The 15,872-nt window shown below is 65.1% G+C and carries 18 protein-coding genes; 8 read left to right on the top strand and 10 right to left on the bottom strand.

Features of this window, described 5'->3' with window-relative positions; all coding sequences use genetic code 11:
- The first annotated feature begins 19 nt into the window (after window positions 1-19).
- Window positions 20-1,069: an HpcH/HpaI aldolase/citrate lyase family protein gene (locus MGMSRV2_RS16035; RefSeq protein ID WP_024081408.1), complete on the top strand. Its 1,050-nt coding sequence runs from the start codon at window positions 20-22 to the stop codon at window positions 1,067-1,069.
- Between the two features lie 169 nt (window positions 1,070-1,238).
- Window positions 1,239-2,315 carry a hypothetical protein gene (locus tag MGMSRV2_RS16040; protein ID WP_144084319.1) on the top strand — a complete coding sequence of 359 codons (1,077 nt, stop codon included), beginning with the start codon at window positions 1,239-1,241 and terminating at the stop codon, window positions 2,313-2,315.
- Between the two features lie 18 nt (window positions 2,316-2,333).
- Here the strand turns inward: MGMSRV2_RS16040 and MGMSRV2_RS16045 are convergent, their stop codons facing one another.
- The 4 genes from MGMSRV2_RS16045 to MGMSRV2_RS16060 all read right to left on the bottom strand — a co-directional run bounded on the left by MGMSRV2_RS16045 (window position 2,334) and on the right by MGMSRV2_RS16060 (window position 6,428).
- Window positions 2,334-2,552, bottom strand: coding sequence for a DUF1150 family protein (locus MGMSRV2_RS16045; RefSeq protein ID WP_024081410.1), 219 nt, complete (start codon window positions 2,550-2,552; stop codon window positions 2,334-2,336).
- 11 nt (window positions 2,553-2,563) lie between these two features.
- Window positions 2,564-3,070, bottom strand: coding sequence for an Hsp20 family protein (locus MGMSRV2_RS16050; RefSeq protein ID WP_024081411.1), 507 nt, complete (start codon window positions 3,068-3,070; stop codon window positions 2,564-2,566).
- Between the two features lie 152 nt (window positions 3,071-3,222).
- Entirely contained in the window at window positions 3,223-5,748 is a 2,526-nt protein-coding gene (locus tag MGMSRV2_RS16055; protein ID WP_024081412.1) for an ABC transporter permease, read from the bottom strand.
- The gene (locus MGMSRV2_RS16060; RefSeq protein WP_041634688.1) at window positions 5,745-6,428 is read right to left on the bottom strand and encodes an ABC transporter ATP-binding protein; all 684 of its coding nucleotides are present in this window, start codon (window positions 6,426-6,428) and stop codon (window positions 5,745-5,747) included. The genes MGMSRV2_RS16055 and MGMSRV2_RS16060 overlap by 4 nt, the downstream gene beginning before the upstream one ends.
- On the opposite strand from MGMSRV2_RS16060, the gene MGMSRV2_RS16065 reads away from it, so the two are divergent.
- The 4 genes from MGMSRV2_RS16065 to MGMSRV2_RS16080 are packed head-to-tail and all read left to right on the top strand — an operon-like array spanning window position 6,427 to window position 9,280.
- The gene (locus MGMSRV2_RS16065; RefSeq protein ID WP_024081414.1) at window positions 6,427-7,071 is read left to right on the top strand and encodes an arylesterase; all 645 of its coding nucleotides are present in this window, start codon (window positions 6,427-6,429) and stop codon (window positions 7,069-7,071) included. The two genes, MGMSRV2_RS16060 and MGMSRV2_RS16065, sit on opposite strands and share 2 nt — an antisense overlap.
- Window positions 7,068-8,195 (top strand): FIST signal transduction protein, encoded by a 1,128-nt coding sequence (locus MGMSRV2_RS16070; protein WP_024081415.1) that lies wholly within the window; start codon window positions 7,068-7,070, stop codon window positions 8,193-8,195. Before MGMSRV2_RS16065 ends, MGMSRV2_RS16070 begins: the two co-directional genes overlap by 4 nt.
- Window positions 8,192-8,725, top strand: a complete 534-nt coding sequence (thpR, locus tag MGMSRV2_RS16075) for an RNA 2',3'-cyclic phosphodiesterase (protein ID WP_024081416.1) — start codon at window positions 8,192-8,194, stop codon at window positions 8,723-8,725. The genes MGMSRV2_RS16070 and thpR overlap by 4 nt, the downstream gene beginning before the upstream one ends.
- A gap of 48 nt (window positions 8,726-8,773) precedes the next feature.
- Entirely contained in the window at window positions 8,774-9,280 is a 507-nt protein-coding gene (locus MGMSRV2_RS16080; protein ID WP_144084320.1) for a hypothetical protein, read from the top strand.
- Here MGMSRV2_RS16080 and MGMSRV2_RS16085 read toward each other — a convergent pair.
- The 3 genes from MGMSRV2_RS16085 to MGMSRV2_RS16095 all read right to left on the bottom strand — a co-directional run bounded on the left by MGMSRV2_RS16085 (window position 9,277) and on the right by MGMSRV2_RS16095 (window position 11,543).
- Entirely contained in the window at window positions 9,277-10,494 is a 1,218-nt protein-coding gene (locus MGMSRV2_RS16085) for an MFS transporter (RefSeq protein WP_024081418.1), read from the bottom strand. The two genes, MGMSRV2_RS16080 and MGMSRV2_RS16085, sit on opposite strands and share 4 nt — an antisense overlap.
- Window positions 10,495-10,593: 99 nt before the next feature.
- Window positions 10,594-10,899, bottom strand: a complete 306-nt coding sequence (locus MGMSRV2_RS16090) for a cytochrome c family protein (RefSeq protein WP_024081419.1) — start codon at window positions 10,897-10,899, stop codon at window positions 10,594-10,596.
- A gap of 119 nt (window positions 10,900-11,018) precedes the next feature.
- Window positions 11,019-11,543, bottom strand: coding sequence for a bacteriohemerythrin (locus tag MGMSRV2_RS16095; protein ID WP_024081420.1), 525 nt, complete (start codon window positions 11,541-11,543; stop codon window positions 11,019-11,021).
- Between the two features lie 134 nt (window positions 11,544-11,677).
- On the opposite strand from MGMSRV2_RS16095, the gene MGMSRV2_RS16100 reads away from it, so the two are divergent.
- Window positions 11,678-12,169: a metal-dependent hydrolase gene (locus MGMSRV2_RS16100; protein ID WP_024081421.1), complete on the top strand. Its 492-nt coding sequence runs from the start codon at window positions 11,678-11,680 to the stop codon at window positions 12,167-12,169.
- Here MGMSRV2_RS16100 and MGMSRV2_RS16105 read toward each other — a convergent pair.
- Window positions 12,164-12,742, bottom strand: coding sequence for a malonic semialdehyde reductase (locus tag MGMSRV2_RS16105; protein WP_024081422.1), 579 nt, complete (start codon window positions 12,740-12,742; stop codon window positions 12,164-12,166). The genes MGMSRV2_RS16100 and MGMSRV2_RS16105 overlap by 6 nt on opposite strands.
- Window positions 12,743-12,827: 85 nt before the next feature.
- On the opposite strand from MGMSRV2_RS16105, the gene MGMSRV2_RS16110 reads away from it, so the two are divergent.
- Window positions 12,828-13,835 (top strand): polysaccharide deacetylase family protein, encoded by a 1,008-nt coding sequence (locus MGMSRV2_RS16110; protein ID WP_024081423.1) that lies wholly within the window; start codon window positions 12,828-12,830, stop codon window positions 13,833-13,835.
- On the opposite strand, the gene MGMSRV2_RS16115 is transcribed toward MGMSRV2_RS16110, so the two are convergent.
- Window positions 13,832-15,325: a DnaJ domain-containing protein gene (locus MGMSRV2_RS16115; RefSeq protein ID WP_024081424.1), complete on the bottom strand. Its 1,494-nt coding sequence runs from the start codon at window positions 15,323-15,325 to the stop codon at window positions 13,832-13,834. The two genes, MGMSRV2_RS16110 and MGMSRV2_RS16115, sit on opposite strands and share 4 nt — an antisense overlap.
- Window positions 15,326-15,398: 73 nt before the next feature.
- Complete coding sequence (locus tag MGMSRV2_RS16120; protein ID WP_041633685.1) at window positions 15,399-15,863, bottom strand: hypothetical protein; 465 nt, start codon at window positions 15,861-15,863, stop codon at window positions 15,399-15,401.
- Window positions 15,864-15,872: the final 9 nt, after the last annotated feature.

The raw sequence follows: 15,872 nt of genomic DNA on the forward strand, positions 1-15,872 counted from the left end.
CGCAAGAGGATTGCGCATCATGAGCATCAAGCCGCCCAGGAAGTTCTTCGAGCCGTTGGCCATCGGCGCCCCTGCGCCCTATCGCGAATTGCCGGTGCGGCTGGAACGCATGATCCATTTCTTCCCGCCGCATGTGGAAAAGATGCGGGCCAAGGCGGGGGACATGGCCAAGAACGTCGACGTTCTGCTCGGCAATCTGGAAGATGCCATCCCCGCCGATGCCAAGGAAGCGGCGCGCGCCGGTTTCGTCGAGGTGGCCCGCGCCTGGGACCCGGCTTGCGGCACCGGCCTGTGGACCCGCGTCAATTGCCTGAACTCGCCCTGGTTCCTCGACGACGTCACCACCTTGGTGGCCGAGGCCGGCAACAAGCTGGATGTGATCATGCTGCCCAAGGTGGAAGGCCCGTGGGACATCCATTACCTGGATCAGCTGCTGGCCCAGTTGGAAGCCAAGCATGGCGTCAGCAAGCCGATCATGATCCATGCCATCCTGGAAACGGCGCTGGGGGTGGAAAACGTCGCCGCCATCGCCCAAGCCAGCCCCCGCATGCACGGCATGAGCCTGGGTCCGGCCGATCTGGCGGCCAGCCGCGGCATGAAGACCACCCGCGTCGGCGGTGGTCATCCGTTCTATGGTGTTCTCGAAGACGCCAAAAATGATGCCCCGCGCACCTTGTTCCAGCAGGATTTGTGGCATTACACCGTGGCCAAGATGGTTGATGCCTGCCAATCCGCCGGCATCAAGGCGTTCTATGGCCCGTTCGGCGATTTCTCCGACAGCCCGGCCTGTGAGGCGCAGTTCCGCAACGCCTTCCTGCTGGGTTGCGCCGGCGCCTGGAGCCTGCACCCCAACCAGATCGACATCGCCAAGAAGGTGTTCAGCCCCGATGTCGGCGAAGTGCTGTTCGCCAAGAAAATCCTGGACGCCATGCCCGACGGCACCGGCGCGGTGATGATCGACGGCAAGATGCAGGACGACGCCACCTGGAAGCAGGCCAAGGTCATCGTCGATCTGGCCCGCGTCGTCGCCGCCAAGGACCCGGTGATGGCCGCTCAATACGGTCTGTAGAAACCCTTGATTGAAGAACGGGGCGGGCAATTGTCCGCCCTGTTTTTTTTGCCCGCATCACGGGTTGCTGCGATGCGGAAATATCACAATTCAACACTGCAATTTTATTTATCGAGATGGTAATACCGTAACTGGGTATGGGCGTGGACTGGTTATGAAAGGGTGGCGCATGGTCGCTGCTTTAACCGATGCCATGGCGCTGTCCCGGCCCACGGATCAGATCGTTGACGCCTTGAAGGGCGAAATGTCTGCCATTTTCCGGCGCGAGATTCCGGCCTTGGCCAAGCTCGATGCCGGCCCCGGCATCTATGAAGCGGCCATGAACGATCCGGAAATCCTGGATTCCTGCTTCACCCTGTTCCGCACCCGTCCGGAATTGTTCACCGATTCGGTGATCGATGCCCAGCGTCAGCCGGTGCGTGAGATGGACGGTCTTCTATGGTGCGGCCGCACCCTGGGCGAGGCGGTGGCACTGATCGTACGCGCCTCGGCCCGGCGGCATTTCCGCCGCAAGCTTGGCGCCAGCCGACGCGTACGCGAAACCCAGATCGACAAATTGCCGCTGTGGCGCAAACTGCTGGTGGCCATGGGACTGATCGAGCCGCCGCCCGACGTCACCCGCACCATCACCGGGGCGGGGGATTCCCTGTTCGCGGTGATCCGCGATTATTTGCGCTTCGACTGGCAGGCCCGGCTGATCCCCCATTACACCCCGTTGGAACCGGCCATGGTGGTGAAACTGGGGCCGCGCATCCTGGATATCCGCGAGCCGGCGGAACTGCGCGCCCTGGCCAGCCGCGAGGAGCGCGCCAACATGGCCGGTGGCGGTCAGCCCCTGCTGCTGGGCAATGCCAGCCGGCTGATCAAATCGTCGGGCGATACCATCGACGGCGAAATCCTGTGGAAGGTGTGCACCCAGATGGATCTGGGGCGGCTGTTCCCCGGCAGCGACAATGGTCGACTGCGCCGGGTGTTGGCCCACATCGCCGGCACCTCCACCGAGGCCATCGCCGCCATCATGCCGGTGCTGGGCGACGATATCCGCCTGTTCGTCACCTTCCTGTACGTGGCCTATGCCGAACTGGGCGAAGAGGATTACCGCCAAAGCTTCGGTGGCGGCGCCACACCTTGGATGGTGCGGCGCTATGCCGACCGGCTGGCGCAACTGGACGGCCTGCCGCCGCCGGCTTTCGAATCCATGCGCGACGTTTTCACCGGGGTGATCAAGGCCGGGGCGGGGAAGTGATCCCCCGCCCCGGATTTCTCAATGCACGCTGACCGGTTCCAACTCGTGCTGGATGATGGCGGCAAAGGCCAGATCGCGGCTGGGGGCGACGCCGATGGCGGTGCCGTCGGCGGAATGGATGGTCCAGCTGACCTGACTGTTTTCGACCACGCGCTTGACGAAAGCCAGTTCAGGCATGCCCCAGGAGGCGAAATCGGAAGCGCTCATGGGATAGAGCAGGGTGGAAAGGTCTTGCATGGTCGTACCTCCTATTGGCCGGTTCTCGGTCGGGAGCGCACGGAACGGACATCTTCGTCCGCCACGTCGATGGTGCGGGGGCCGGCGACCCGGTCACTGCCCACACTGGCGCCGTTGATGGGGATGGTCTTCACCCTGGGTTCAGGGCGGGGTCGGTACAGGTCGATATGCAGCAGGCCGTTGTCCAAGGTGGCGGATTGCACCTCGATACCCTCGGCCAGCACGAAGGCGCGTTGAAACTGACGGGCGGCGATGCCGCGATGCAGAAAAATACGCGACGGGTCATCCTCGGCCTGACGGCCGCGGATGATCAATTGGTTGTCTTCCAGACCCACCGCCAGATCATCCATGGAAAAGCCGGCCACCGCCAAGGTGATGCGCAGGCCGTTTTCACCGATCTGTTCGATGTTGTAGGGGGGATAGCCTTCACCCTGACTTTTGGCGACGCGGTCGAGCACGCGCTCGAAATGGTCGAAACCCAACAAGAGCGGGCTGTTGAAGGCGGACATGCGGCTCATGGTATCTCCTCCTCTGGGGTGAGCGAGAGAGTGCTGAAATCTGGGCCCGTCATTCGGCGCCCGGTTCGGCGGCCCCTCCCCGTCAGGGGAAACCGGCACCGCCTTGATCTCATATGTTGGATGATAATCCCGCCTCGTCAAGATTCCGTGAATCATTCCTGCCGCAAAGCCGGCGCGGCGGGCAGGCGCAGGGCGGCGAAAGCCCCGGCAAAACCGGCGGCCAGGGCAGCGGTGATGCAGATGGCCAAGGTGGCCATGGTCAGGCCGGGCAAGAACACCCATTCGCCGCGCATGACATGGACGATGATCGCCCACGACGCCACACTGCCGAACAGGGCCGCCGACAGGCCGGTAACGGCGCCGATCAGCGAGAATTCCAGCATCCACGCCCGCCACAGCTCGCCCCGGGTGGCGCCCAGCACCTTCAGGATCACCGCTTCGCGCACCCGGCGGCGATGACCCGCCATCACCGCCCCGGCCAAGACCAGGGCACCGGCGGCCAGGGTGACCAAGCCGGCCAGCCGTACCGCCAGATCGGCATGGGCGATCATGGCGCGCACCTGGGTCAGGGCTTCCTTGACGCGGATGGCCGAGACGTTGGGTAGGGCATCGCTGACCGCCTTTTCCACCCGGGCTTCATCCGCTTCGTCGGCATGAACGGTGGCGATGTGGATGAAGGGAGCGCCGGCCAGGGCGTTGGGCGACAGGATCAGGGCAAAATTCATGTTGAGACTGGTCCATTCCACCTGACGCAGACTGGCCACTTTCAAAGTCAGTTCGCGCCCCAGGATGTTCAGGCCCAGGCTGTCGCCCAGCTTGAGGCCCAGACCCTTGGCCAGACCGGCATCCACCGAGACCAGCGGCGGCCCGGCATGATCGGCGGGCCACCACGTGCCGGCCTGCAAGACGGTGTGCGGCGGCTGGCTGGCGGCGGCGGTCAGGCCGCGATCGCCGCGCAAGGCCCATTGCACCTCGGGCGCCACCTGGGCGGCGTCGATGGCCTGGCCGTTCAACTGGGTGATGCGACCGCGCACCATGGGGGCTTTTTCGACGCTGGCGGCGGGGGCAACCGCCGTGATGATGGTGTCGAATTGGTCGCTTTGATCCGGTTGCAGGTCGATGAAATAGAAGCTGGGGGCGCGGGCCGGCAGGGTCTGGCCGAACTGGCGGGCCAGATTGCCCTCGATCAGGGCGATGGTCACCAGCACGGTCAACCCCAGGCCCAGCGACAGCACCATGGACACCACCGCCGAGCCGGGGCGGTGCAGATTGGCCAGGGCGACGCGGGCGGTGGGCCGGGCCATCAGACCGCGACGGCGTTTGGTCGCCAAGGCGGCGGCGCGCGACAAGGCCCAGGCCAGCAGGCGGAACAGGCCCAGCAAGGCGATGGCGGCGGCGACGAAAATGGCGGCGATATCGCGGCGGTCGGCGGCGATGACGGCAAGCGCGGCCAAAGCGGCGGCGGTCGTCACCAGCACCACCAGCAACCAGCCTTGCGGACGGGTGGCAAGCGGGCTGGCCGCTTGGCGGAACAAGGCGGTGGCCGGCACGCGGGCGGCTTGCGCCAGCGGCCACAGGGCGAAGGTCAGGGCGGTCAGGGCGCCGAAAGCGGCGGCGATGGTCAGGGGCAGCGGATAAAGCCCGACCCGCGCGGCCAGCGGCAAAGCATCGCCGGCCACCTGAACCAAGACCCAGGGGGCGGCGGCGCCCAAAAGCAGACCGATCACAATGCCCAGGGCGGACAACCCGCCGACCAGCAGCCCATAGATCAGACCGATCTGGCGGCTGGGGGCGCCCAGCGCCTTGAAGATGGCGATATGGGCCAGCTTGCCGTCGAGATAGGCCTTGACCGCGTTGGCGATGCCGATGCCGCCGACCAGCAGGGCGGTCAGCCCGACCAGGGTGAGGAAGGCGGCCAGATTGTCGAGCAGACGGTCGAGGCCGGGGGCGGCCTCGGTCAGGTCGCGCCAGCTCCATGGCGCATCGGGGAAGGCATGGGCCAGATCGGCTTTCAGTCGGGCGGCATCGCTGCCGGGGGACAGGGCCAGCCGTGCCCCCCAGCGGATCAGACTGCCCGGCTGGATTAGCCCGGTTTCGCTGACCGCCTGATGGGATACCAGCAGGCGCGGACCAAAGGACAGGGCGTTGGCGACGCGGTCGGGCTCGGCGGTGAGGATAGCGCGGATCTCGACGCGGATGGCCCCCACCTGCACCTGCTGGCCGATGGCGACGCCCAGGGCGTCCAGCAGATGTGGATCGGCGGCGGCGCCCCAAACACCCTCTTGCTGACGCAACATCTCGGTCAGGGGCAAGGGCGGCTGGGTGACCAGGGTGCCGGCCAGGGGATAGAGATCATCGACACCCTTAAGCTCGACCAGCCGGCGGGCATCGCCGGCCCGCGCCATGGCCCGCATGTCGGACACTTCCGAGACGGTGGCGAAACGGGAGAGAAAGGCCCGTTGCTCAGGGGTGATCGGCACATAGGACTGGCGCAATTCGATGTCGCCGCCCAACAGGGCGCGGGCATCCTCGGACAGCGCCTGATGGAACGACGCCTTCAACGAGCCCGAAGCGGCGATGGCCGCCACCCCCAAGGCCAGACAGGCGACCAGGATGCGAAAACCCTTGAGCCCGCCGCGCAATTCCCGGCGGGCGAAGCGGGCGGCGATGGCGATCACGACGCCACCCGACCATCGGCCAGACGCACCACGCGGTCGCAGCGCGCCGCCAAGGCCGGGTCATGGGTCACCAGCACCAGGGTGGAGCCATGGCGCTGATGCAGATCGAACATCAAGTCAGTGATATCGGCGCCGGTGGCGCCGTCCAGATTGCCGGTGGGCTCGTCGGCCAGCAACAGGCGCGGGCGGGCGATGACGGCGCGGGCCAGGGCGACGCGCTGTTGCTCGCCGCCGGACATCTGGCCGGGATAATGATCCAGCCGATGGCCCAGACCCACCGCTCGCAATTCGGCCTCGGCCCGGTCGAGGGCGTCAGGGATTCCGGCCAGTTCCAGCGGCACGGCGACGTTTTCCAAGGCGGTCATGGTCGGGATCAGTTGAAACGACTGGAAGACGATGCCCACGTGGTCGCGGCGCATGCGGGCCAATTGATCCTCGCTCAGGGCGGTCAGATCATGGCCGGCCACCTGCACTTCACCGCCGCTGGCTTGCTCCAACCCGCCCAGCACCATCAGCAGCGACGACTTGCCCGAGCCCGACGGACCGACGATGCCGATGGTCTCGCCATCGTTCACCTCCAGGTCGATGCCACGCAAGACGTTGACCTGACCGGCCAAGCTCGCCAAGTTGAGGGTGACGCCGCGCAATCGGATCAGCGGCTGGCTATGGGAACTGGACATGCGGCGCAGGTCTTTCATCAAGAAATCATTGGTCGCATATGGCGCGCTGGCCTTCATTGTCAACGTGAGCCCAGCCAGGGCGGCCCCGGTCACCTTGTTGGCCCTGGGTGATTCGCTCACCGTCGGCTACGGCTTGCCGGCGGCGGAAGCCTTTCCCGTGCAACTGGAGGCGGCGTTGAAAGCCAAGGGCCGCGACGTCCGCGTCGTCAATGCCGGGGTGTCGGGCGACACCTCCGCCGGCGGCTTGGCCCGGCTGGACTGGGCCTTGGCCGACAAGCCGCAGACGGCCATCGTCGCCCTGGGCGCCAATGACGGCCTGCGCGGCTTGGACACCAACCGCCTGCGCGCCAATCTGGATGCCATCATCGCCAAGCTGCAAGGCGCCGGGGTGAAGGTGCTGCTGGCCGGCATGGAAGCGCCGCCCAATCTCGGCCCCGAATACGGCCAGGCCTTCCGCGCCGCTTATACCCAGGTGGCCAAGGATCGCGGCGTGGCGCTGTATCCGTTCTTTCTCGATGGCGTCGCCGCCAATCCGGCGCTGAACCAGAAAGACGGCCTGCACCCCACCGGGGCCGGGGTGGCGGTGATGGTGGGGCGCATGCTGCCCATGGTGGAAAAGCTGTTGGATCAGGTGCGGCCATGAGACCGCTGTTCGTCGCCGCCCATGCGGTGGCCGATCATTGGGGGCTGGCGGCCAAGGCCTGCCTGGAACGGGTGTCGGCGGCGGTGGGCCGGGCCAATCTGGGTATCTTGTATACGACCGAAGCCTTTGCCGCCGATCTGCCGTCGATCCTGACCTTCCTGCGCGAAACCACCCGAGTGGAAAACTGGGTGGGGGCGGCGGTGCCCGGCCTTTGCGTCGGCAACCAGGAAATCCGCGATGGCGGCGCCATGGCGGTGATGCTGGGGCAAGTGCCGGAAGGCGCCTTCAAGCTGTTTTCCAGCACCGACGCCGCTGATTTCGCCGCCCGCCTGGGGCTGTGGGCCACTGCCAACAGCCCGTCCATCGCCCTGGTTCATGGTGATCCGCGTCATGCCGGCCTGCCGGCGCTGATCGAATCCCTGGCCGACGGCATCGGCTTTTTGACCGGCGGTCTGGTGGCGGCGGGCGACCATCCGTCGCATCTGGCCGGCAGCGTTCTGCCCGGAGCCCTGTCCGGGGTATTGCTGGCCGAGCCGATCCAGGCGGTGGTCGGTCTTACCCAGGGCTGCACCCCCATCGGCCCGCTGCATGCGGTAACCGAGGGCTGGGCCAACGTGGTCGCCGGCCTGGATGGCAAGTCAGCGCTTGCGGTGTTCAAGGCGGAAGTGGGGGAATTGCTGGCCCGCGATCCCCGCCGCGCCGCCGGCTATATCCATGCCGCCCTGCCGGTGGAGGGATCGGACCAGGGCGATTACGTGGTGCGCACGCTGATGGGGCTGGACACCGCCCAAGGCTGGCTGGCGGTGGCCGACGACATCCATGTGGGGCAAAGGCTGATGCTGGTGCGGCGCGATCCCATCGCCGCCCAGGCCGATCTGGCTCGCATGCTCGACGATGTCTGCGGGCGCCTGCAAGGTCGGCTGCCGCTGGCGGCGATTTACGTCACCTGCACGGCGCGGGGGGAACATATGTTCGGCGAGCCGGGGGCGGAACTGGCCCAGGTGCGTCAGGCGCTGGGGCCGGCGGTGCCGCTGATCGGCTATTTCGCCAATGGCGAGATCAGCGGCCAGCGCCTGTACGGCTATACCGGGGTACTGACCGTCCTGACCGGAACGGTGCCGTGATCCGTCTGTTCGTCGGTCTGGCCCTACCGGCTGATCTGGCGGCACGGCTGGCGGCCTTGGCCGGCGGCATTCCCGGCGCGCGCTGGCTGGCGGCGCGCAACCTGCACGTCACCTTGCGCTTTATCGGCGAGGTCGATGAAGGCGTGGCCGAGGATCTGCACCAGCGCCTGCACGACATTCACGGACCGGCTTTTGATGTGCGCCTGGACGGCTTCGGCACTTTCGGCGGGCGCAAGCCGCGGGCGTTGTGGGCCGGTGTCGCCGCCCATCCCGAACTGGACTCGTTGCAAAGCCGGATCGAACAGGCGGCGCGCGATGTCGGGCTGGAGGCCGAGAGCCGAAAATTCACCCCCCACGTCACCCTGGCCTGGCTGAAAGCGGCCCCACCCGAGCGCATCGCCGCTTTCGTCGCCCATCATTCACCCTTCACCGCCCTGCTGCCGGTCACTGGCTTTACCCTGTACCGCAGCCATCTGGGCGGCGAGGGGGCGGAGTACGAAGCCCTGGCCGAATATTTCCTCGACCACTGATACTTGTCGGCTTCAGGGGTTTTCTGTACCTTTGGCGCCATGAAGACCATGGCCCGTCTCGCAATCCCCGCTTTTGCCGCCCTGCTTCTCGCCGGGTGCGGCAACACCACATCATTGCCGCAGACCCAGTCCGGCGACCCGCAGCAGCAGATCGATTTCGGTTTGCTGACCGATATCCCCATTCCGTCCGGCGCCACCATGGACAACGAGCGCTCGCTGATCCTGGGCGACAAGGACCGCTGGACCGGTCGGGTGGTGATGAAGCTGTGGAAATCCTCGTCCGAGGCCACCGCCTTCTATCTCAACCAGATGCCCGCTTTCGGCTGGGAACCGATCATGGCCGCCACCTCGGGGACCAGCGTCATGTCCTATGTGCGCGCCGACCGCGCCGCCACCGTGCAGGTGGAAACCGGGTCCATGTGGGGCGCCACCGTGCGCGTCACCGTGGCCCAACGGGTGGGCACCGGCGCCACCGCGCCGGCGGCGTCATCCTATGCGCCGGCCCCGGCCCAAGGCCCGGCCCCGGTGCTGATGTCGCCGGTCTATTCCCGTTAGGCCGGCTGCGCCGCCCGCAACGAACGGTCATTGATGGGCAGGTGCAAGATGGCGGCGACCACGCCCAGGATGGCCGTGCCCATCCACATGACGTCATAGGACAAAGTGGCATCATAGATGATGCCGCCCAGCCACGACCCCAGGAAACTGCCGACCTGATGGGTGAAGAACACCAATCCGAACAGCATGCCCAGATAACGCGGACCGAACACGGTGGCGATCAGACCCGAGGTCGGCGGTACGGTGGACAACCACATCAAGCCCATGGAAGCAGCAAAAGCCAACAGGGTGATCTCGTTCTTCGGTCCCATGACGAAGGCGATGGTGGCGATGGCCCGGCCCAGATAGATGAGCGACAGAACGTGCTTGGGCCGATATCTCTGCGACAGATGGCCCATGCCCCAGGTGCCCAGCACGTTGAAGGCGCCGATGACCAACAGTGCGGTGGCCCCCGCCCCCTGGCTCATACCGCACAGGGCCAGATAGCCGGGCAAATGAACGCCGATGAAGGTCACCTGGAAACCGCAGACGAAGAAACCGGCGGCCAGCAGGCGATAGCCGGGATGGCGCCAAGCCTCGCGCAGGGCTTCCTTCATGGTCAGGTCGCCAACCACGGTAAGCGGCGGACGCGATGCCTTTTCCCCGCGATTAAGGATAAAGGCCAGCGGGATCGAGGCCAGCGAGAATGTGGCCAAAATCCAGATGGTCTGGGTGGCGCCATAGGTGCCGATCATCCATTGCGATAACGGAATCATCGCCATCATGCCGAACGAGCCCAAGGCCTGACCGGCGCCCATGGCCACCGTGCGGTGCTGCGGGCTGACGGCGCGGCTGACCGGGCCGACGACAACGGCGAAGCTGGTGGCGGCCAAACCGAAACCGGACACCACGCCGAGGCCGATGGTGGTCATCAGCGCACCACCGCTGGCAGTCATCATCATACCGATACCGAAGGCCAGGGCGCCCAGGGCGGCGACACGGGCGGCGCCCCAACGGTCGGCGGCGGCCCCGGCGAAGGGCTGGAAAAAACCCCACATCAGGTTATGGACCGCCACCGCCAGGGAAAAAGTGGCCAACGGCCAATCACGGTCCAGCGACAACGGCCCGATCAGCAGGCCTTGCGACTGGCGCGAGCCCATGGATACGCTCATCATCGCCGCCCCCGACAGAAAGATGGTGAGGACGGCAGGAGTCAGCCAGACGGGACGGCGCATGGGCGTCACTTTCACAAGCGGGGATCGGTCAGCCTGACTCTATGCCCGCTGACTTTGCCGGAGCAAACGAGAAACCATAATCGCCTTTAGTAAGAAAAACTAATGCCCCAAGCCTTTGATATAGGCGGTGACATCGTCGATCTCACGCCGGTTCAGGCGGATGCCGCCCATGGGCCGGGCATGGGGTTTGGACAGGGCGGTGCGGATATCCGCCGCCGAGCGGCGAGCGGAAATGATTTGGAAACTGGGGGTGTCGGCGCGCTGGTTCATGTGGCAATCGGCACACCAGCGGGCGACGACCTCGGCACCGTTGTCGGCGGAGGGCGGCAGGGCGTCGGCAGGGGCGAGATCCAGGAAAAAGGCCATGATCAGGCCCAGGACCGCCAGGATCGACACCGACCGCATAGATGCTCTCCACTTGCAAAGATGGGGCGGCAGAATGGGGATTTTGCTGCGCTGCGGCAAGAATAAACTTGCCGCCGCAATGATTTTGATCAAGAGCGAGGGCTGACCGGGCCGCGCCCTCACACCTTCTCGGCGGCCAGCTTTTCCGCCAGGGCTTTCTCTGCCGCCATGCGTTCCGAGGCGGCCACCGCCTCACGGCGACGCTTGTCGGCCAGCACCTTTTGCTGCTGCATCTGCTGGATATAAGGCTTCATCCGCAAATCCGACTGGATGATGTGATCCACCAGCCATTCCTTCAGGAACGCTCCAAGATCGCGCACCATACGGTCGCGTTCGGGGCCGTCGGGGGTCCTGGTATAATCGCCGACGATAGTCGACAGCTTCTTCAACACGTCCCGATGCGACCGCCGATGGCTATCATGATAGGGATAGCGCACCGCTAGCTGAATATCTTCCTCGCGTTTGAAATGCTCGCCGGTATATTCCACCAAACCCAGCAGAACCCGGGCGATACGCTTGTGCTCGATGGCACCGCCACCGGCCAGCGCCGCTTCAAAGGCATTGATCAGATCGACCAGATGCCGATGATCGGCGTCGATGGTCGGATCTCCGGTATTCATGGCTTCACGCCAAGCAATGGTCATGGCTCACCCCCGAGACCTTTTCCGTCCCGCCCTTTCCCATACGGAGTTTACCCGAGGCTTATGACCAATTCCAATAATCGAGTGACCCAAACCACCACATCCAAAAGCGGTATGGTTGAAGGAGCAAGCACAGCATGATGGCCGGATCGCATATCGCCGTCGGTGCGGCGCTGTGGGCGGTAACCGCCCGTCTGTCGGGGCTGGAAGCAGTGGAGCCGCAGGCCTTGGCGGCGGCGGCCCTGGGGGCGCTGTTGCCCGATATCGACCACCCGCACTCCTGGGCCGGGCGCAAAGTGCCATTTATTTCGATACCATTATCATTTCTGCTGGGGCATCGCGGCCTCACCCATTCCGCCCTGGCGGTCCTCGCCTGTGCCGTGTTGCTGACGATCATGGGCACCGGCTGGCTGGCGGCACCGGTGGTGGTGGGCTATCTGTCGCACCTGCTCGCCGATGGCCTGACGCCGTCGGGAGTGCCGCTGTTGTGGCCGAATAAGCGTCGCTTCACGCTTAATCTGTGCCGCACGGGGTCACTGGCCGAAATCGCTATCGTCGCCATCATCGCCATGGCAGGCGGCTGGGCCGCCGGCATCGATCTGTCGCACCTGCCCCGACCCAAATTATAGGATGCGGCAGCCCTCGGTGAAGGATAGGCGGGGATTGCGCGGATGCAACTTTGTTGCGTCACCGTAACCGATATTGATGAGCAGGTTGGCCCGCACCTTGGTATCGGCGAAAAAGGCTTGATCGACTTGATCGGCATCAAAACCGCTCATGGGGCCGCAATCCAGACCCTGGGCACGCAGCGCCAGAATGAAATAACCGGCTTGCAGGCTGGAATTGCGAAAGGCGGTGGATTGGATCAGGGCGTCGTTGCCAGCGAACCACGATTGCGCATCGGCATGGGGATAAAGCCGGGGCAAGGTGTCGGGAAAATCCAGATCCTGGCCAATGATGGCGGTGACCGGGGCGGCCATGGTCTTGTCCACATTGCCCGCGGCCAGGGCCGGGCGCAGCCTGGCCTTGGCCGCGGCCCCCACGACGAAAACCACGCGCATGGGCAGACAATTGGCGGAAGTCGGCCCCAGCACCGCCAGATCCCAGGCCTGACGCAACAGGCCAGGGTCCACCGGACGATCCAGCCAATGAGAATGAGTGCGGCCAAGGTTGAACATTTGTTCCAGCTGCGGGGTGGTCATGGACCGTCTCCTGTCGTACAACATGAAGTGTTGTTTTAGCTTGGACTTACCTTACCCCCGACGGGGCCAGGGAACCTAGAGTGCGATGCGTAAACTGTGGGGATTGATTGCGGGCCTTGCCGTGCTGCTGACCGGTTCGGCGGCTTGGGCGGCGGAATCGGCGGTGGTGTTCATGTACCACCGCTTCGACGATTCGCGTTTCCCCACCGCCAACACCCGCATCGACCAGTTGGACGCCCATATCGCCGAGTTGCAAAGCGGCGGCTATACGGTGTGGCCGCTGCCGCGCATCGTCGCCGCCTTGAAAAACAGGCAGGCCCTACCGGAAAAGACGGTGGCGCTGTCCATCGACGATGCCTGGATGACCGTCTACCGTAACGCTTGGCCCCGGCTGAAAGCGGCCAATCTGCCCTTTACCCTGTTCGTGGTCACCGACGAGACCGATCGCGGCGGTGCCGAATACATGAGCTGGGACCAGATTCGTGAATTGGCGGCCTCGGGGCTGGTGACCATCGGCAGCCAAGGCGCCGGTCATCCGCACATGCCGGCCCTGACCCAGGCCAGCGTCGCCGAAGATCTGGCCCGCGCCGCCCAGCGCTTTCAGGCGGAATTGGGGGCGGTGCCCAAACTGTTCGCCTGGCCGTTCGGGGAAATGAGCGATGACGCCGAACAGGCGGTGCGCGCCGCCGGCTATGACGCTGCTTTCGGCCAGCATTCCGGCCCCGCCTGGTTCGGCGCCACCCCCTTTTTCCTGCCCCGCTTCGCCCTTAATGAAACCTATGGCGAGATCGAACGTTTCCGGCTGGCCGCACGCACCATCGCCTTGCCGGTGGTCGAGGTCAGCCCCCCCGACCCGACGCTGAAGGTCAATCCGCCGCTGTTCGGCTTTACCATGGCGCATGAAGTACCGGGGATGGAATTGCTGGGCTGCTACGCCTCGCACGAGGGCAAGGTGACGACCGAAACCCTGGGACCGCGGGTGGAAGTGCGCATGACCAAGCCTTTTCCCGCCGGACGCGGGCGCATCAACTGCACCATCCCCACCCTGGACGGACGCTGGCGCTGGTTCGGCTGGCAGTTCTACGTGAATTAATCATCCTCGACGAACCGGTCGATATCCAGGTTTTGCGGGCCGTTGGCGTCCTTGCCCGGCGGTGCCAGGGTGATCTCCGGTAAGGTCATCATCGACGATGTCCTGGTCGCCGCCAGGGTGCGGAAGGTCAGGGTAAACGGTAGCAGGCCCGCTTCCATGTTCTTGGTGAACAGCCCGCAGCCCCGGGAATAACCGTTGCCGGTGGCGAATTCCATGCGATAGGTGCCCTCGGGGATGCTGCCCACCGCAAGGTGATACGCTGCCGGAATAAAATAGGACAGCACAGTGGTGCCGCTGGCCGTCTTCAGCTTGACCACGGCGTCAAAGCGGCCCTCGTTGTGGATCATCAGCCGATGTTCGCCGCTGGCCCGACGCATCAACACCTCGCCCGGTTCGGTCTTGGCGCCCTTGTTGGCCTCGCACCAATCCTGCTTGTGGCGGGTACCGGCCCCGGCGTAAAGGCCGCGCCGCGACACCCAGCCGATGACCCCCGACGGTGTGCGCACCTGCGCCCATTCCGGGTCGGGCGAATCCAAAATCTGTACGGTGGTAAAACGGTCCAGCAAGGTCAGCACCGGCGCCCCTTCCAGCGGGGCTTGGCGTAATTTCAGGTCGGCCACCGCCACATGGCGGATGTCACCGACCAGGGCGGCTTGCACGGTGATGCCGGCGGAACTGGCCACCGGTTGATCCCAGGGCCGGGTCAGGCCGAAGCCCAACAGCCCCAAGGCCACCGGCAGGGCGGCCAAAGGCAGTCCTTGGGCGGCGAACACCGCGCCTTTCCATGGCGCCCAACGACCGCGCAGGCGACGACTGGACTCTTGTGTCGCCTGCCGCAGCACGGTCACCTGCCGCTTGTGCACGGACAGGCGGGCGAAACGTGCCGCCTGCTCGGTCAGGCCGCGGGCCAGATCGGTTTCCTCCAGATCGAGAAAGGCGCGGGCCTGGCGGATCAACAACCGGGCATTCTGGTGCCGAGGCTTGGTACCGCCGAACAGATTGCGGAACAGGGCGAGGGGGGTCAGCACCAAGCCCATGGGCGACCACCACCCCCAGGCCCAGGTCTGGGTGCTGGCCTTGGCCGCCGCCACATCGGCGCAGTCCCGGCAAAAAATTCCCTCGTCATGGCTCCAGCGTGCCCACACCAGGTAACTTTTTACCCGGTGGAAAATGACATAGCGGGGCTGGGCGGTGACCTTGCCGCAGCGCGAACAGGCAAACGGCGACGACGGATAATCGTCACCGTCCTCGGTCAGCGGATGCACGCCGGTGGCATCGTATTCGGCCCGCCGCAACACATCCTGCAACACCCGATAAGCCTCGACAAGCCTTTGAAATTCAAGGCGAGCGGCTTCCGTCGGGTTGCGATCGGGATGGACCTTCTTGGCCCGCGCGCGATAGGCCGCCTTGATGGCCGCCAGATCGGCGCCAGGGGCAAGGCCTAGAATGGCGTAATAGCCTTTGGGGTCCTGGGACAGGGTGCTGTTCATTGCCTTCGGTCTTGGACGTTTGCCCATTGCAATGCAAGCATCATGCCGGCGCTGTGCGCAAACCAGCAAAGTCCTAACGATGATTTATTTCTGTTTCGATTTGATTTAGGGATTCGATGATCTGCGTCCGGCTGACCTCGTCGGCACCACCATGCCGGTGCAGAAAATCAGTCAAGGCCTGACCCGACGCTAGGCCAACCAGCACGCCGTCGCGACGCACCACCCAGTCACGCACCAATTGGGCGGCATTGTCATGGCAGCCACCGCAATGGGTGCGAAATTCCGGACCACGCCCCATCTGTCCGACCAGCATGTCGGCCAGGGCGGCAATCTGAGCGGGGGAATAGCCGCCATTATGGCGGACGAGAAAATCATCCAGCTTCTGCCCGCTGGCCCGACCAAAGACGACGCCGTCGCGCAGGTCCAGCGCCTGACGGGCGAAATCTCCGGCATGGCCATGGCAGCCACCACATTGCCCATCCCATAGGGCGTGCAGATCACTGGCCCGAGCCGAGCCGACGGCAATATACAGCGCCACGACACAAAG

The organism is Magnetospirillum gryphiswaldense MSR-1 v2 (assembly GCF_000513295.1).
Taxonomy (GTDB): Bacteria; Pseudomonadota; Alphaproteobacteria; order Rhodospirillales; family Magnetospirillaceae; genus Magnetospirillum; species Magnetospirillum gryphiswaldense.

Bases quoted from the DNA above. Each gene is read 5' to 3' on its own strand.
- MGMSRV2_RS16035 (WP_024081408.1), top strand. From the start codon at position 20: ATGAGCATCAAGCCGCCCAGGAAGTTCTTCGAGCCGTTGGCCATCGGC.
- MGMSRV2_RS16040 (WP_144084319.1), top strand. From the start codon at position 1,239: ATGGTCGCTGCTTTAACCGATGCCATGGCGCTGTCCCGGCCCACGGAT.
- MGMSRV2_RS16045 (WP_024081410.1), bottom strand. From the start codon at position 2,552: ATGCAAGACCTTTCCACCCTGCTCTATCCCATGAGCGCTTCCGATTTC.
- MGMSRV2_RS16050 (WP_024081411.1), bottom strand. From the start codon at position 3,070: ATGAGCCGCATGTCCGCCTTCAACAGCCCGCTCTTGTTGGGTTTCGAC.
- MGMSRV2_RS16065 (WP_024081414.1), top strand. From the start codon at position 6,427: ATGCGGCGCAGGTCTTTCATCAAGAAATCATTGGTCGCATATGGCGCG.
- MGMSRV2_RS16060 (WP_041634688.1), bottom strand. From the start codon at position 6,428: ATGTCCAGTTCCCATAGCCAGCCGCTGATCCGATTGCGCGGCGTCACC.
- MGMSRV2_RS16070 (WP_024081415.1), top strand. From the start codon at position 7,068: ATGAGACCGCTGTTCGTCGCCGCCCATGCGGTGGCCGATCATTGGGGG.
- MGMSRV2_RS16080 (WP_144084320.1), top strand. From the start codon at position 8,774: ATGGCCCGTCTCGCAATCCCCGCTTTTGCCGCCCTGCTTCTCGCCGGG.
- MGMSRV2_RS16085 (WP_024081418.1), bottom strand. From the start codon at position 10,494: ATGCGCCGTCCCGTCTGGCTGACTCCTGCCGTCCTCACCATCTTTCTG.
- MGMSRV2_RS16090 (WP_024081419.1), bottom strand. From the start codon at position 10,899: ATGCGGTCGGTGTCGATCCTGGCGGTCCTGGGCCTGATCATGGCCTTT.
- MGMSRV2_RS16095 (WP_024081420.1), bottom strand. From the start codon at position 11,543: ATGACCATTGCTTGGCGTGAAGCCATGAATACCGGAGATCCGACCATC.
- MGMSRV2_RS16100 (WP_024081421.1), top strand. From the start codon at position 11,678: ATGATGGCCGGATCGCATATCGCCGTCGGTGCGGCGCTGTGGGCGGTA.
- MGMSRV2_RS16105 (WP_024081422.1), bottom strand. From the start codon at position 12,742: ATGACCACCCCGCAGCTGGAACAAATGTTCAACCTTGGCCGCACTCAT.
- MGMSRV2_RS16110 (WP_024081423.1), top strand. From the start codon at position 12,828: ATGCGTAAACTGTGGGGATTGATTGCGGGCCTTGCCGTGCTGCTGACC.
- MGMSRV2_RS16115 (WP_024081424.1), bottom strand. From the start codon at position 15,325: ATGAACAGCACCCTGTCCCAGGACCCCAAAGGCTATTACGCCATTCTA.